Origin of the sequence: Deinococcus fonticola (genome assembly GCF_004634215.1) — a bacterium.
Lineage (GTDB): Bacteria > Deinococcota > Deinococci > Deinococcales > Deinococcaceae > Deinococcus > Deinococcus fonticola.
In genome coordinates this window covers 15608-29792 of record NZ_SMMH01000037.1, presented here as the reverse complement: position 1 = coordinate 29792, position 14185 = coordinate 15608, and the positions used below count along the sequence as shown (strand labels likewise).

The window sequence follows — 14185 nt, the reverse complement described above, 5'->3', positions numbered from 1 at the left end:
CTATGTGGGTGGGGGCTACATTACGCCGCCCAAAACGAATGCTCGATATCCTGATCTGCGCTGGAGGGACGAATACCACGCCGCGAGAAAAGCTATCGAATCTGCCTTCTCTTCAGTGGCAGGGCGTAGCTTGCGTTGGGGACAGGTGAAAACCATCTGGAGCTTGCGGTTGAAGGTCGCGCTCGTCCTCATCGCTTATAATCTCCGTTTCCAGAACTTCGGCCCTGTCAACCCCTAATCGCCGTGGTTCCATGCCTGGGAGTTACTTAGGGTGCGTAAGGTTATGGACGAGTACGACCATTTTGTAGAACGGTATGTATTAGACTCATTTCCTCCGTCGCCACCACCGCACTTCCGCATCCGCCGTCTGGTCACTCACCTCCGCGTACCGCAGGCTCGTCTGAATGTGCTGATGCCCCAGCCGTTTCCGGATGGTTGCCAGGCTCACGCCGCCGTTCACCAGTTCCGTCGCGTGGCTGTAGCGGAGTTGATGCAGGGTGCAGGTCACCCCGGCGCGTTCGGCGTATCCCTGCCAGCGTTCCTGCACGCTCTGATACCGCAGCGGTCCCCCTCGCCCGTTCTTCCTGGCCTGGAACAGTGGCCCACGCGTGTAGCCCAGGGTCCGCAGGTAGCGCCGCAGCAGGTTGACCAGCCTGGGATCGTCGAGCAGTACCGTTCGCTTCCGACCTCCCTTGCCCAGCACCGTCAGGTGCTCGTCGCCCCGGGTCAGGTCGAGATCCTCTACGTGCGCGCCCAACGCTTCACCGATGCGTATTCCCGTCTCGAAAACCAGGCGGAACAGCAGAGCATCCCGCGCCTGTTCGGCTGGAATCTCAGCGAAGATGCGCTCGATCTCCTCCCGGCGTAGTCCCCGTGGATGTGGGGGCGGCAGGCTAGGGCGCTCCAGATGCAGGGTGGGATCACGGTCCAGCAACTCGCGTTGCAGTGCCCAGCGGCAGAAACGTTCCAGAGCCGTCTGTTTGCGATTCCGGGTGGAAGCTGCCCACTGTGCGTGAGTGGCGAAGTAGGCGTCGAGACCTTCAGCAGTCAGGAAATGTCCTGTTTCTTCTAGCCACCCGGCCAGGTGCCGCAGGTCCGCGCGGTAGGCGCGGACCGTGTGCGGGCTGCGCTTCAAGTCCGCGAGAAAGCGTTCAGCCTGGGTCTGGAGAACATTCGGGTTCACGCCTTCCTCCTCTTCCTGCGATAAGTGTAAAACGGGGGGTATGAGATAGGTGGGTTGGGGCGGCAGTTCATCAGCGACGGTACAAGGGAATCCAGAGATAATGATGCTTCTATCAGGATTTCAGCCCGTCACCCCCAAGGGCTGCTGTGCCGGTTGAGTTCTCCGGGAACGAGGTACTCCGGCGGTACGGCCGGTATGCGGGCGAACCCAGCCAGGAGCAACTCCACCGCTACTTCCGCTTCGATGATCATGATCGCGGCCTGATCGGCAGCCGGAGGGGCAAGCACCACCAGCTCGCCTTCGCCCTGCAACTGGCGACTCTCCGCTTTCTGGGCACGTTTCTCCCCAACCCGTTGGATATTCCGGAGGTCGCCCTCGCCTATGTTGCCCGGCAACTCGACCTCCCTATCCATCAGGGAAAGCTGGACCGCTATGCCGTGGGCGAGCGGCGCTGGGACCACCAGGCCCAGATTCGTGAGATGTACGGGTACAAGCCCTTCAGCGACCCCCCCGAAGTTTTGGGCCTGGTCCGCTTCCTGTACGCACGGGCGCGACTGACCGCCGAGTCCCCCAGCATCCTGTTCGACCTCGCCACGGCCCGGCTGGTCGAGCGCAAGGTGCTGCTTCCCGGCGTCACGACGCTCACACGGCTGATCGCAAGGGTCTGTGACCGCGCTGAGGAACGCCTATGGCGTGAGCTGGCTCGGCAGCCGAATGCTTCTCAACAGGCGAACCTGGAAGCCCTGCTGCAAGTGCCCGCAGGCGCGCACGTCTCCCCGCTCGAACGTTTGCGTAAGCCGCCCACCTCGGTGACGCCCAAAGGTCTGGTAGGGGCGTTGAAACGGGTGGAAGCCGTGCGGCTCGTGGGTGTGCAAGGCGTTGACCTCGCGGCCTTCCCCGAACCCCGGCTCGCTGCCCTGGCCCGCTCCGGGATGCGGGCCAAAGCGCAAGCGCTGCGGCGGATGACCTCCGACCGCCGCCTCGCCACGTTGCTCGTGACGGTTCACCGTCTGGAGGCGGAAGCCCTCGACGACGCCCTGACCGTGTTCGACAGCCTGTTGACGGACCTCTTCAATCGCATCGACCGCAGGGCCGACGAGGGCAGGTTGGACACCCTGCCTTCGCTCGAAGAGGCCGCGCTCCGAACCCACCGGCTGGCAGTCGCCTTCCTCCAGACCCTGGAGGATGAGCGGCGGGACTTCGAGGCGTTCATCCGCTCCGTGCTGGCCTTGGTGCCCCGTGAGCAACTCCAGCAGGCCGTAGATACCATTCAGGGCCTGACCCGCCCCCGACGGGACACGCACATCGAGAACCTCCTGGAGCGGTACGGCTACGTCCAGCCCTTCGTGCCGCTCCTGCTGAACACCGTGGGCTTTGAGGCGGGCCACTCCGGCAGGCCGACCCTGGCGGCCATCCGGGCGCTGCGTTCGCTGGAACGGCGCAAGCGGATCGCCACCGATGAGGTGCCTCTGGATGTGGTGCGGGGCGGCTGGGAGAAGGTCATCGAGCGAGGAGAGGGTGAACTGCACCGCCCGGCCTACACGCTCTGCGTGCTGGAGAACATGCAATCCGCGCTCAAACGGCGCGATCTTTACGTTCCTGCCAGCGGGAAGTTTGGCGATCCGAGGATGAAGTTGCTCTCCGGTCGCGCGTGGGAATCCCTCAAACCCGAGCTGTGCCGCAGTCTGAACCTCGACCCTGATCCTAAGGTCGTCCTCGGCCAGATGAGCGAGCAACTTGGCGCGGCCTACCGGTTGGTGGAGTCGCGGTTGCCGGAGAACACCCAGGTGAGGCTGGAGGAGAAGAACGGGCGGACGTTCCTGACGCTCGCTGAGGACGAAGCGCTCCCCGAACCGCCCAGCCTGATCGAATTGCGGGCAGCAGTGGGAAGACTGCTGCCGAGGATTGACCTGCCCGAGTTGCTGCTGGAGGTCAACACATGGACGGGGTTCGCTGAAGCGTTCACCCACCTCAGCGAGGCCCGGTCGCGGGTGGACGATCTCGCCCTCAGTGTCTGTGCCGTGCTGCTGTCCGAGGCGTGCAACGTGGGGCTGGAGGCCGTGACCCGCGCTGACGTGGAAGCCCTGCGCCGGGGCCGCCTGTCATGGGTGGACCAGAACTACGTGCGGGCCGAGACCATCGCCAGTGCGAACGCCCGGCTGGTGGACCATCAGGCCCAGCTTCCACTGGTGGCGCTCTGGGGAAGCTGGCAAGTCGCCGCCGTGGACGGCTTGCGGTTCAAGGTGCCGGTCAAGACCATTCATGCCGGGCACAACCCCAAGTATATCGGCGTCGGCAACGGCTTGACGTACCTCAACTTCGTCTCCGATCAATTCGGCGGGTTTCACGGCATCGTCGTGCCCGGCACCCTGCGTGACTCGCTATATGCCCTCGACGGCCTGCTGGAGCAGAACACCTCGCTCAAGCCCCGGCAACTTATCTCGGACACCGGCGCGTCGTCGGAGATGGTGTTCGGCCTCTTCCGGTTGCTGTCGTACCAGTTCAGCCCGCTCCTCGCCGACATCGCCGAGCGCCGCTACTGGCGGATGGATAAGGGAGCCGACTACGGGAGGCTCAATGCCCTCGCTGCGCACCGCATCGACACCCGCCTGATCGCCGCCCACTGGGACGACCTCCTGCGGATCGCGCGTTCCCTGGTCACCGGCACCGTGAAGGCGTCAGACTTGCTGAAGGTGATCGGCGTGAAGCCCAAGGGGTCGCTGGCGCGGGCATTGGAGGCATTCGGTCGTGTGCCAGCCACCCTGCATCTGCTGACCTATCACGACGACCCGCAGTACCGCCGCACCATCGGGACGCAGCGCAACATGCAGGAGGCCAGGCACAGCCTGGCCCGCGCCGTGTTCGGGGGACGGCGGGGGGAGCTGCGTCAGCCATACCGGACAGGACAGGAAGATCAACTGGTCGCACTCGGACTGGTGCTGAACGCCATCACCCTCTGGAACAGCCGGTATCTGGGCCTGGCCGTCGAGCATCTGCGCGCTGAGGGCTACGCGGTGCGCGATGAGGACGTGGAGCGGCTGTCTCCCTTGCGGTTCGAGCACATCCACTTGGAGGGACGGTATGCCTTCACGCTGGCGGAGGCGGTCAAGCAGGGCGGGCTGCGGCCTCTACGTGATCCCGATGACGTGCTGAACGAATAAAAAGGGGGATAGGCCGGTTCGCCGTGCCATTGCTACCGTGAGGCCGGAACCGCGATTGGGGCACCCTCATCCAGACGCGCATTGGCAACGTGGGCTGAGTTATCTCAAGATTGGGGAACGGGCCATGCGCTGGGCACTCAGTCGCGGCCTCGAAGTGTTTACCCACCTGGCAGTGCCAGGTGGGCCAGATCCAGAACCTCTGGGCAAACGGAAGAAGAAATGCTCTGACCCCATCACGTTGCTGGAAGTCGGCTGGACGCTGGTTTTACGCCCTCTCTCATAAAGTTTGTCAGGCCGTCAGCAACAACTCCTCTATTCCCCCTCTATCTTCTTCACCAAACGAACGGTCGGATTAAGAGCCTGCCGTCCCCCAATTCCCAGCCTTGCAGCAGTGAGCCTCCCATCTCCATTTTCATAGAGCATCTTGATACCGGCGTAGTTTCTCAAAGCCATCCAGGCTTTATAGGGAACATTCGCTTTTTTGCAGAGGGCAAACACCGCTGCCCGCAATGCTGAAGTGTCTTCGAGATTAAATACCCGACCCAGAAGCTTGACTTCAAAGAGTGGTTGTTCACCCCGCTGTTGCCGCAGCTCAAGTAAAGTCATACGAAGTTCTGTAGGACAGGGAATTACCGTTGACCGACCAGGCAGCTGTAACTCCTGACCATCACTCAGGAAGTCCTCAAATCTGACTTTGAGTACCTCTGGGCCAGTGAGGCCCATTTCAGTTCCGAGCAATACAAGAAGTTTTTCCTCTAGGTTGCCATGTGCCAGCAGCCGGTCAATCTCCTGCTGGGTGTAAACAGGACGCCTGCGATCTGCGGGATTGACCTGGCCATGAGTTTGTTCGAAAGCATCACCCTGGTACATCCCTCCATCGGATAGGAGGCGGTAAAGTTTCCGAACTTGAACCAGACGATTATTAAGCGTGGCTGGCGCTTCGTACTGAACCTTCAACCACTCCGCATAAGCCTCTGCCTGAGCCTGGTCAGCATTCAGCACTCCCCTCCCCTCTTCACGAACCCACCGCAAGTACAACCTCCAGCCCGAGATGATGTTCCTGCGACTGGCCGGAGCACCCTGTAAAGACGCCGATAGTAAGTCAACAAATTCGTTGTCCTGCTCACGCTTAAGAAGGAGCCGGAGGGTATCAGAGGCGGGCAAAGGAGAAGTGGGGAACATGGTTAGAAAGAAAACAGCAGTGATCAAAAACGGTTAATTCTTTTCACGGCGATTAGGGGTTGACAGGGAGGGGGGAGAAATGCGAAAGGGACAGGTGCAATGGATCGTCCCGACTTCAGTGTACTGCCCATTCCTCAGGCGCTCGACCTTCTCTCCTCCCTGATTGCTCCGCGTCTCCCCCCCAAGCTGATCCATGCCCACGAGAAGGTCAGCGACGCAGACCTCATCGCCCTGGCCGTGTTGCGCTTCGTGCGGAAGGTGCCGTACTTCAGTCAATGGTGGACCATCCTCAAAGTCGATGTCGGCTTGACGCTTCCCAGCGAATCGCAGGCCCACGTTCGTCTGAAACGTCTTCTTCCGTTTGTGGAAGCCATGCTTGACGAAGTCGAGCATCTCGACTTCGTCCTGGTGGACTCCGAACCCATCCCCAGTTGCCGGTTCAAACGGGCGAGCAGGTGCAAATTTCCCGGTGCCACTTTTGGATTCACCACCCAGGGGATGATCTACGGATACAAGCTGCACGCCTGGACCACGCCCGCAGGACGGGTGGTTCGATACCTGCTTCGACCGGCCAATCAGCATGACGTAGCCGTGGGGTACGAGTTGAACGAGGATTGGCCCGCTGTCGGCGGGCCAAAGGTCATCGGGGATAAGGCGTACCAGGATGGCGCCAACCTGACCCCTCCGAAAGCGAACGCGAGGACTGTCGATCCTCGGTGGCGTGATGACTATGAGCCGTTGAGCAAAGCGGTCGAGTGTGCATTTTCGTCGGTAGTCGGGCGGGGCCTGCGGTGGGGACAGGTGAAAACGCTGGCAAGTCTGCGCTTGAAAGTGGCGTTGATTCTGGTGGCGTACAATCCCCGCTTCCGAAACTTCGCCCTTGTCAACCCCTAATCGCCGTGGTTAATTCTTTTAAGTATATATTGACTAATATCTTTTGTCCAATCGCGTGCACCCATTTCCCTAAGGACACGCCCCAGCCTGGAGCTTCCTCCACATTGTTAGCCATACATTTCCACCAGTAAGGCGAAGAAGGTCAGCCGCATGCCGCCAGAATGTGTTCTAGAATCGGGTTTCCAAGCTGATGCACAGTTTGGGTGTTCCGGAGGCCAGGCAGACCAGCCAAGGCACCCATTCAGTCAAGTCTTCACCTTTCCTCAACTTGCAAGGAACCTGATGTGCTGCATACCCTCAATGGCCTGAAGATGGGCCGCATCCGTTCGGTCAAGGCGCTGCTGGCGCTTACTTACGTCATTCTGGAAGGCCCTACGCCCCGGCGCAGGCTGGCCGAATTGCTGTGGCCGCAGGCCAGCCAACCCGATTCCAGCCTGCGCGTGGCGCTGCACGGCCTGCGCAGCGGCAAAGAAAAGAAGGAGAAACTGCTGGACAGCGAGGAACCGGTGTCTTCCAGTTACGGCTGCGACGCGCTGACGCTGCTGCAACTGCGCGGCGAAGCTGTGCTGGCCGCCTACCCTGGCCCCTTTCTGAGCAGCGTGCCGCTGGAAGGCGTATCGACTGAGTTCGAGGAATGGGTGTATGCCCAGCGTGAACGCCTGGCCGCGCACGTGCAGGCCGAACTGCTGTTCTCCGCCCGCCAGCACCCGCCCATGCCCGCCGCCGCACTGGCCGAACAGGCCTACCGGCTGGCGGGCACACCCCCCCCTACCCCCGAGCGCCTGACCGAACTGCTGGCCCTGTCGCTGCCCGGCAGCCCGCTGGAAGCCGAACTGAAGCGCGAACTGCGCGGCCTGGAGGACATCCCGCAGGCCACCAGCACCGCACCGCGCCCACGCCGTCTGCTGGGCCGCGACCCGGAGCTCACGCGGCTGCTGGACTGGGCGACCGGGACAGGCACACAGACAGGCACACAGGTGGCCCTCGTTTCCGGCATGGGCGGCATCGGCAAATCCGCCCTGACCACCTCCCTGCTGCGCGAACTGGCGGCCCAGGGGCGCGGTACCACTTTCGTGAACGCCGAACCGCTGCGCAGCGCCGCCGAAGTGCTGGGGGCCGCCGCGCAGGCCCAACTCGGCCCGCCGGCGCCCGACCTGCCCGGTCTGGCCCAGCACCTCGGCGCGGGGCACGTGATCCTGCTCGACGGCGTGGACGGCATCGATGATCTGGGTGAACTGCTGACCGAATGGACGCAGGCCGCCCCCGAATTGCGCTGGGTACTCACCGGACGCCACGTCCAGCTGGGGTTGCCCGGCGCCCCCGGCCATACCGAGCGCCAGACCGGGCAGACCACCCTGCCCTCCGGGCTGCCGGTACTCTCGCTGCGCCTGGGCGGCCTGCCGATTCCCGAAGCGGGCGACGACCTGACCGAGCTGGCCGACAACCCCGCTGTGCAATTCCTGCTGCGCGAGGCCCGGCGGTTTCAGCGTGACCTGGAGCTGACGCCCGCCACCGCCCCCCACCTGGGCAGCCTGGCCCGGCGCCTTCAGGGACACCCGATGAGTATGCTGTTGGCCTGCGGCTGGCTGGCCGTAGAAAGCCTGGACGCTGTTCACGCCCGCGTGCTGCACAGCCTCAGCGGCCTGCACGACCGCGCGGAGCCGGCACGCGGCCTGCCACAACTGGCCCGCCAGACCTGGAGTTTCCTGCGCCCCCAGACCCAGCGCGACCTGATCCGCCTGACCCCCTTCGTGGACTTCGACCCGGTTTTGATGCCCGCCTACGGCATCCCCGAAACGTCCATCGACGAACTGCTGCACCTTTCTCTTCTGGAAGCCCACCAGCCCGGCAGCGAACGCCTGCGGCTGCACCCCCTGGTGTCCGACCTGGCCGCCACCGAGTTGCAAGGCAAGGCGCTCGACCGGGCCAGAGCGCAGCACAGCGCCCATTACCTGGCTTGGTTCGGGCAGCAGCCCGCCGCCTCGGCGCAGGCGCGAGACGAACTGGCCAACATCATCAGGGCTATCGAGCACGCCGCCCGCCAGGGCACGCTGACTGCCGGGGATGTGGATCGGCTGCTCTCCTTTTTTCAGGCCAGCGCCCAACTCAGCAGCGGTTTCGAAGTCATGAGCACCCTGGCCCAGTTATGCTTCGAGGCCAGGGCGTCAGTGGAAGTGCAGGCCGCCGCAGAAATCGCCCAGATGTGGCTGGCTTATGTATCCGGACATCTGCTGGACGCCCAGATGCTGGTGACGCAGTTTCTGAACTCCAAACTGGCGAACGAACCGATGAACCGCCTCAAGGCACTGAATACTCTGGCCGGAATTCGCGGTCGCCAGGGCCAGTGGAAGGCAGCGACCGCAATTTATGAAGAAACGTTGACGATTGCCGAAAACCTGAACGATTCTGGGAGAAAAGCCATACAACTGATGAACCTGCTCCCGGTTCTAATAAACGACGGGAATGTGAGGCGAACCATGCAGTTACTGCCTATAGCCGAACACCTGGCGAATGAACTGAACAGAGTTGACTTTCATCATCTGTTGCTGTGGATTCACCTTGAGCTGCCTGATCCGGATTTTGCCCATATTCTGGAACAGGCCCGGCAAGTCATGCAGATGGCCGCCACACAGGGAGACCTTCACCAGGCCATGTGGGCCGAGTATTACGCCGTGCGCTGTTTCCAGGGCTTGAGACAGTATCGAGCGGCCCTCGAATGCCTCCAACCCTTAACAGAGAAGGCGAAAACAGAGAAGGCGTGGAACCTGCTGGTCAGCAGTTCTGTCCTTCAAACTGAATTGCTGTACCAATTAGGGCGCTCAGCGCAGGCCCGCAAAAGTGCGCTGCTCGCCCTTGAACAGGCCAGAAGGAATAATGATTTTAACGACCTTGTTGTGATCCTACTTAGCGTCTCACAGGATCTGAAGCAAACTGATCCAGTCGGGTTAACAAGGCAACTTCAAAGAGTTGTCAACGACAACAGAACAGTCCAGCGTGATAGGGAAACGGCGGCTGCGCTTCTGGAGAGTCGTCTGGAGGATATGTCTCCTCTAGACTCTTTAGAGTTAATGGGCTTTCTTCAAGCACATCTGAGCGTCAGGGCCCAAGGCTTGCAGGTGGAATAGTCGGCAAATCAGGACTTTCCTCACCCTTGACCGGCCCGAACGGAATATCGGCGGGCATACGGCGGAACAGGTGGCGCTCATCGTCGTTCGCCTCGAAGTGCTCGTAATCGGGGTCGGGCTGCGTGCCGTCGCCGTAGATGTAAAGCGGCCAGCCCCGGTACACGGCCTGTTCCCAGGTGCGGCTCCCAGCCCCGGCGCGCGACTGCCAATGAAAATCACGGTTGATGGTGTGGGGCAACTGGGCCTGAGCAAAGCGCGGCGTGGGATAAAAAGAAGTGATGTACCCCTGAATATACCCGGCCCATTGGTCGGCGAAGGGCACGTCCTCGGTGGGCGGCAGCTGGCGCAGCGGGCCGTAGTAGTACAGCGGCAACAGGATGCCGAAGGCGCTGACGGTATACAGGTGATTCCGGTAGACGGCGACGGCAAGCAGGCTGGGCATCTGGTCGGGCGGGCAGTCTTCCATCATGGGTTCTCCTGTGTGAGGGACTTTCAGCGTAAGGCACGGGAAGGGTAAGGCTGTGCGGGAACTTCCGCACAGGGCCTCAGGGGCCGCAGGTCGGGTGGCCGCGCCTCTGGGCAAGGGCGGGCAGATCGGTAGAAACAGGTTCAAAGAGACCCAAACCATGACCGGGCGGCGCCGGCAGGTCGGAGGCCGGCAGATACAGAGGCCAGCCCTGGTACAGCAGTTGATCCCAGGGGCGCAGGCCGCTGCCCTGACGTGACTGCGTGCCGAAACGCCCGGCGAGGTGCGCGGGGAAAATCAGCCCTTCCTGGGCGGGCAGCGGATCGTAGCGGTACACGAAGGGTTTCAGGTGCTCGGGCCACTGCGCAGCGAAGGGCACGCATTGCCCGCACTGGTGGGCCAGGTGCAGCGGCGCGAAGTGGTACACCGGGGTCAGGCGGCCGCCCTGCTCGGCGCACAGCAGGCCATCCTGCTCGTGCAGCGCCAGCACGACCGGGCGGCGGTGGTGCGTCCAGGGGACGTGGTGCCGGGCGGGGGCGGTCACGGTTGCCCCAGGCAGGTGGCGCGGCCAGCGCTGGTCAGGGTCATGGCGCACTGGCGCGTGCCGTCCTGGGTTTGCAGGGTGCCGGACAGAGTAGAGATGTTCTGCGGCAGCAGCACGTTGCCGTCCGGGTCGGCGGGGAGCGACTGGGCGCCCAGGTGGAGGTCGGCGTTGGCGGCCACCTCGCCGGGTTTCCAGAACAGCTGCACCCAGCGGCTCACCTCGAAGTTGCTCCGCCAGTCGAGGGTGATCAGGCCATTGCCGCGCACGTTCAGGCGGGCGCTGTCGCTTTTCACGGTGACATTTACCGGCAGGGCGTCGGCGTACAGGTTCACGCTGACCTGTCGGGCCGCAGCGTCCAGCGCGACCAGGGCGTTGCCCCGGCGGTCGGTCACGGCGGGCTGGCCGCCCACGATCAGAGGAACGTCCGGCACGCCGGTACGCACCAGCAGGGTGCGGGCGCTGACCTCGCGACCCGTGAACACCTGGCCGCCCACCAGGCTGACCACGCCCGCCACGCCCGCGTGCAGGCCCTGCGGCGTGAGCTGCACCTGGGCACTGACGCTGCGCTGCTCCTCGTAGGTGAGCTGCGACTGCTGCCAGTCGGGCAGGGCCGCCGAGACGCTGAACAATCGTCCCGGGCTGGGCGCGTACGTGAGGCCCACGCGCCCGGTGACGGGGGGCGCAGTGGTCGTAGTCGGCACAGTGGTCGGGGCAGAGTCGGAGAGGCGGCGCGCGCCAGCGCGGCCCAGGTTGGCGGTCGCCTGGGTGCTGACGGCCACGTTGGGTTTCAGTTGCCAGCGCAGGTTCACTCCGGCCGTCTGGCGGCCCGGCTGCGCCTGCACGAACCCCCCCAGAATCAGGTCGTCGTTCACGCGGTAGTAGCCGCCCGCGCCCAGCGCCCAGGGGCCGAGGTCGCTGGCGGGCTGATAAACCGCCTGGGTATACAGGCTGCCGCGCGCCAGGGCCACGCTGGCGTTGACGCCCACGCTCAGCAGATCCGGGTGGCCCAGCGGAACGCTGGCGTTCAGGCCCAGCGCCACGCGGCCCAGCAGTTGGCCGTAAGTGCCCTGCACGCTGACGCCGTGCTCCGGGTCGTAACTGGTGCCCACGCTGAACTGCCGCGCCTGATTCACGTAGGCGGCCTGTACGCTGCCGCTGCCCTGCCCGTTTTGCCATCTGCCGTCGGCCAGCAGTTGCCAGTGTTCGCTCAGGCCGTAAGTGGCGGCGGCCGCGCCGTAGGGCTTGCCGTCCTCCATCCCCGCCTGGGCTTCCAGGGTGTAGCCGCGTGGCGGCAGGGCCACCAGACTGCCGGACGTCAGCCGATCCAGCACGCGCCGCCCGGTGGCGTCGGTCACGACCACGCTGACCTGCGAGCCGCCCGCCAGCACCGGCAGGCTGCGTAGCAGCAGCTCGCCCGCCTGGGCCTGCACGGTGGTGATGGTCACCCCGTCGATCAGCACACTGACCTCGGCGTCCAGCGGCAGGGTGATGGGCAAACGGTCGAGTTGCGCCCCGGTATTGCTGCCGCGCAGCCCCACGCCCCAGAAGTCGCGGTCGCCCAGGGTGCCGGCCACCGAGAAGGGGTCGGCGTGGTAGCTGGCCGACACCTGCCAGCCTGGGCCCACCTCGGCGTTGACGGCCGCGCGCGGCTGCACCCCCAGGCGCTCGCCGTCCCAGCGGGCCAGTGCCCCGGCGTACCCGCTGAAGCGCCCCTGCGCGGCGTAGGCGTCCAGCGCCACCTGGTCGCTGCTGCGCCAGCCTGCGGCAGTCTGGCCAGGTGAAGGGCGCTCGGGGAAGGTGTGGTCGGCAGTGACGGCGTAGGCCAGGCCGTAGACCGGGCTGGCGCTGACCCCGCTGGCCTGCGCCACTTCGGCCAGATCCAGGGTATGGCTGGTCAGCAGCAGCGGCTGCGGGCGGATCACCAGCGAGAGGGCCTGCGCGTCGTACTGCACCTGAAGCTCAGGGCGCAGCAGGGCCAGGGCCGCGCCGTCGCAGGTGACCGTGCGGGCCAGGTAGCCGTCCTCGGACTGGCTCAGGGCTGACCCTTCCAGCAGCGTACCCGCCGCGCTGCGGCGCACCTCGCGCACCCCCCGGTACAGCCCACTGACGGTCACGTCCAGCAATTCCGGCGTTCCCGCGCACAGCGGGTCGTCCTGGGCGGCGTTCTGCGACGAGGGCGCGGCGGGTGGGCTGGTCTGGGCCAGAGAGCTTCCCAGCAGCAGGGCGGCCAGCAGCCAGCCCGCACATGCAGCGCGGGCGCGTGGCCCGGTGCGGCGGTGCTCAGGGCAGGGGCAGCGTTTCATTGACGGTCACCCCGTCCTGGGTGCGGTAGCTCAGGCTGAGCGGCCCGCTGAGGCCCGCCAGTTCGGCCAGCGGGTACTGCACCGCCGCGCCCTGCAGCACGGCGTTGACCGGCAGCGGCAGCGTCACCCCGCCGCGCCGGGCGGTCAGGTCGTACAGCGTCTGGTGGCGCGTGCCGCTGTTGCTGACGCTCAGGGTCAGGCCGGCTCCGCTGCCCAGGGCCGTGAAGGTCAGCTTCGGGGCGGTGTTGCTGGGGGCAATGTACACCGCCACCCGCGCCTGAAACAGCTGGGTGATCTGAATGTCCAGTGCCGGGGCCGAATCCGGTTTGGTCGGGTCGCCGAGCCCGCCCTCACTACTCTCCTGCGCGGGTTTCACGCCCGGGGGCTGCTGCGCCAGGATCAGGCGGTAGGTCAGTTCGTTGGGCGTGGGTTTGCGGCGCAGGCCCACCCGGATCACCTGGCTTTCGCCCGGCTTCAGGGTAAAACTGGGGGGGTTGAGCAGCAGGTCGCGCGTGGGCGTGTTGACCTCCTGGTTGTCCTTCCAGGCCCACTCCAGCACGCTGGCGTTTACGGTCATCACCTGAGTGCTGGTGTTGGTAAAGGTCAGCGAGGCGTTCAGGGTCTTGGCCGGGTCGACGTTCAGGATTACCGGAGTCAGGCTGAAACTCTGCTGCGCCAGCGCCGGGCCGAGGCTCAGGGGAAGCAGGGCGGCCAGCAGGTTCAGGAGGGGCAGGCGTTTCAGGGGTCGGTTCAGGAGGGAGTTCATGGCTGCTCCACGGGACTGATGGTCTTGAGGGAAAGGGTGGTCAGGGCCGAGTATGTTCCCGCCGGCACCCACTGGTCGGGCGCGGCCTGCACCTCGAAGGAAAACTGCTGGTTGCCGCGCTGCGCCGCGCCGGGACGGATCGCGTCGCCCAGCACGGGGGCTGCGCCGCGCACCAGCACCTTCAGCGTGCCCTGCGATCCTTGCAGCGTCAGCGGCCAGTCCCGCCCCTGAAACAGGGCCGAAAGCACCGTCAGGCGGTAGGGGGCCTCGCCGGGCAGGCAGCGCACCTGCACCCACAGCGTGCCGCTGCTGGCCTGGGTCGCCTGGTAGCGCAGGTTCAGGCCGCTTTGTACCTCGCAGGCGCGGGCGCACCCCAGCGCGGGCAGGCAAAGCAGCAACGCTGCGCACCATCTTCGGTAAGGGGTCGTGCCGGACATGCTGGGTCCTCCTGAAGGAAAGGAATGAAAAAAGGTGTTCTGCTGTTATAAGGTCTATAAAAAAGGGCGGTGGCCAGGCCCCCTTGTCGACTGTGAGGTCGCCCAACCTGACCACCGCCCCATC

Annotated in this window: 10 protein-coding genes and 1 pseudogene; 4 read left to right on the top strand and 7 right to left on the bottom strand. The window is 64.6% G+C overall.

Features of this window, described 5'->3' with window-relative positions; translation table 11 throughout:
- Positions 1–238 (top strand): annotated as a pseudogene (locus E5Z01_RS19805) (IS982 family transposase); the annotation flags it as partial.
- 87 nt (positions 239–325) lie between these two features.
- On the opposite strand, the gene E5Z01_RS16495 reads toward E5Z01_RS19805, so the two are convergent.
- Complete coding sequence (locus E5Z01_RS16495; RefSeq protein WP_135230359.1) at positions 326–1183, bottom strand: tyrosine-type recombinase/integrase; 858 nt, start codon at positions 1181–1183, stop codon at positions 326–328.
- Between the two features lie 146 nt (positions 1184–1329).
- Here E5Z01_RS16495 and E5Z01_RS16490 point away from each other — a divergent pair, with 146 nt between their 5' ends.
- On the top strand, positions 1330–4344 hold the full coding sequence (locus E5Z01_RS16490) for a Tn3 family transposase (RefSeq protein ID WP_135230358.1): 3015 nt from the start codon (positions 1330–1332) through the stop codon (positions 4342–4344).
- A 312-nt stretch (positions 4345–4656) separates the two neighbouring features.
- Here E5Z01_RS16490 and E5Z01_RS16485 read toward each other — a convergent pair whose 3' ends face one another.
- Positions 4657–5346 carry a site-specific integrase gene (locus E5Z01_RS16485; RefSeq protein ID WP_135230357.1) on the bottom strand — a complete coding sequence of 230 codons (690 nt, stop codon included), beginning with the start codon at positions 5344–5346 and terminating at the stop codon, positions 4657–4659.
- A gap of 279 nt (positions 5347–5625) precedes the next feature.
- On the opposite strand from E5Z01_RS16485, the gene E5Z01_RS16480 reads away from it, so the two are divergent.
- Together E5Z01_RS16480 and E5Z01_RS16475 are read left to right on the top strand one after the other, a co-directional pair.
- Entirely contained in the window at positions 5626–6420 is a 795-nt protein-coding gene (locus E5Z01_RS16480; RefSeq protein WP_135230356.1) for a transposase, read from the top strand.
- Positions 6421–6704: 284 nt separating this feature from the next.
- Entirely contained in the window at positions 6705–9545 is a 2841-nt protein-coding gene (locus E5Z01_RS16475; RefSeq protein ID WP_135230355.1) for a hypothetical protein, read from the top strand.
- Here E5Z01_RS16475 and E5Z01_RS16470 read toward each other — a convergent pair.
- The 5 genes from E5Z01_RS16470 to E5Z01_RS19635 all read right to left on the bottom strand — a co-directional run bounded on the left by E5Z01_RS16470 (position 9517) and on the right by E5Z01_RS19635 (position 14061).
- Positions 9517–10014, bottom strand: coding sequence for a hypothetical protein (locus E5Z01_RS16470; protein ID WP_135230354.1), 498 nt, complete (start codon positions 10012–10014; stop codon positions 9517–9519). The two genes, E5Z01_RS16475 and E5Z01_RS16470, sit on opposite strands and share 29 nt — an antisense overlap.
- 76 nt (positions 10015–10090) lie before the next feature.
- Positions 10091–10555 (bottom strand): COG4315 family predicted lipoprotein, encoded by a 465-nt coding sequence (locus E5Z01_RS16465; protein ID WP_135230353.1) that lies wholly within the window; start codon positions 10553–10555, stop codon positions 10091–10093.
- Positions 10552–12858, bottom strand: coding sequence for a hypothetical protein (locus E5Z01_RS16460; RefSeq protein WP_135230352.1), 2307 nt, complete (start codon positions 12856–12858; stop codon positions 10552–10554). Before E5Z01_RS16460 ends, E5Z01_RS16465 begins: the two co-directional genes overlap by 4 nt.
- A complete protein-coding gene (locus E5Z01_RS16455) occupies positions 12836–13624 on the bottom strand; it encodes a fimbrial biogenesis chaperone (RefSeq protein ID WP_167757976.1) in 789 nt (262 codons plus the stop codon). Before E5Z01_RS16455 ends, E5Z01_RS16460 begins: the two co-directional genes overlap by 23 nt.
- Positions 13621–14061, bottom strand: coding sequence for a hypothetical protein (locus tag E5Z01_RS19635; protein WP_167757975.1), 441 nt, complete (start codon positions 14059–14061; stop codon positions 13621–13623). The genes E5Z01_RS16455 and E5Z01_RS19635 overlap by 4 nt, the downstream gene beginning before the upstream one ends.
- Positions 14062–14185 lie beyond the last annotated feature (124 nt).

Excerpts from the sequence above, each read along its gene's own strand:
- E5Z01_RS16480 (WP_135230356.1), top strand. The coding sequence starts at position 5,626 with ATGGATCGTCCCGACTTCAGTGTACTGCCCATTCCTCAGGCGCTCGAC.
- E5Z01_RS16470 (WP_135230354.1), bottom strand. The coding sequence starts at position 10,014 with ATGATGGAAGACTGCCCGCCCGACCAGATGCCCAGCCTGCTTGCCGTC.
- E5Z01_RS16460 (WP_135230352.1), bottom strand. The coding sequence starts at position 12,858 with ATGAAACGCTGCCCCTGCCCTGAGCACCGCCGCACCGGGCCACGCGCC.
- E5Z01_RS16455 (WP_167757976.1), bottom strand. The coding sequence starts at position 13,624 with ATGAACTCCCTCCTGAACCGACCCCTGAAACGCCTGCCCCTCCTGAAC.
- E5Z01_RS19635 (WP_167757975.1), bottom strand. The coding sequence starts at position 14,061 with ATGTCCGGCACGACCCCTTACCGAAGATGGTGCGCAGCGTTGCTGCTT.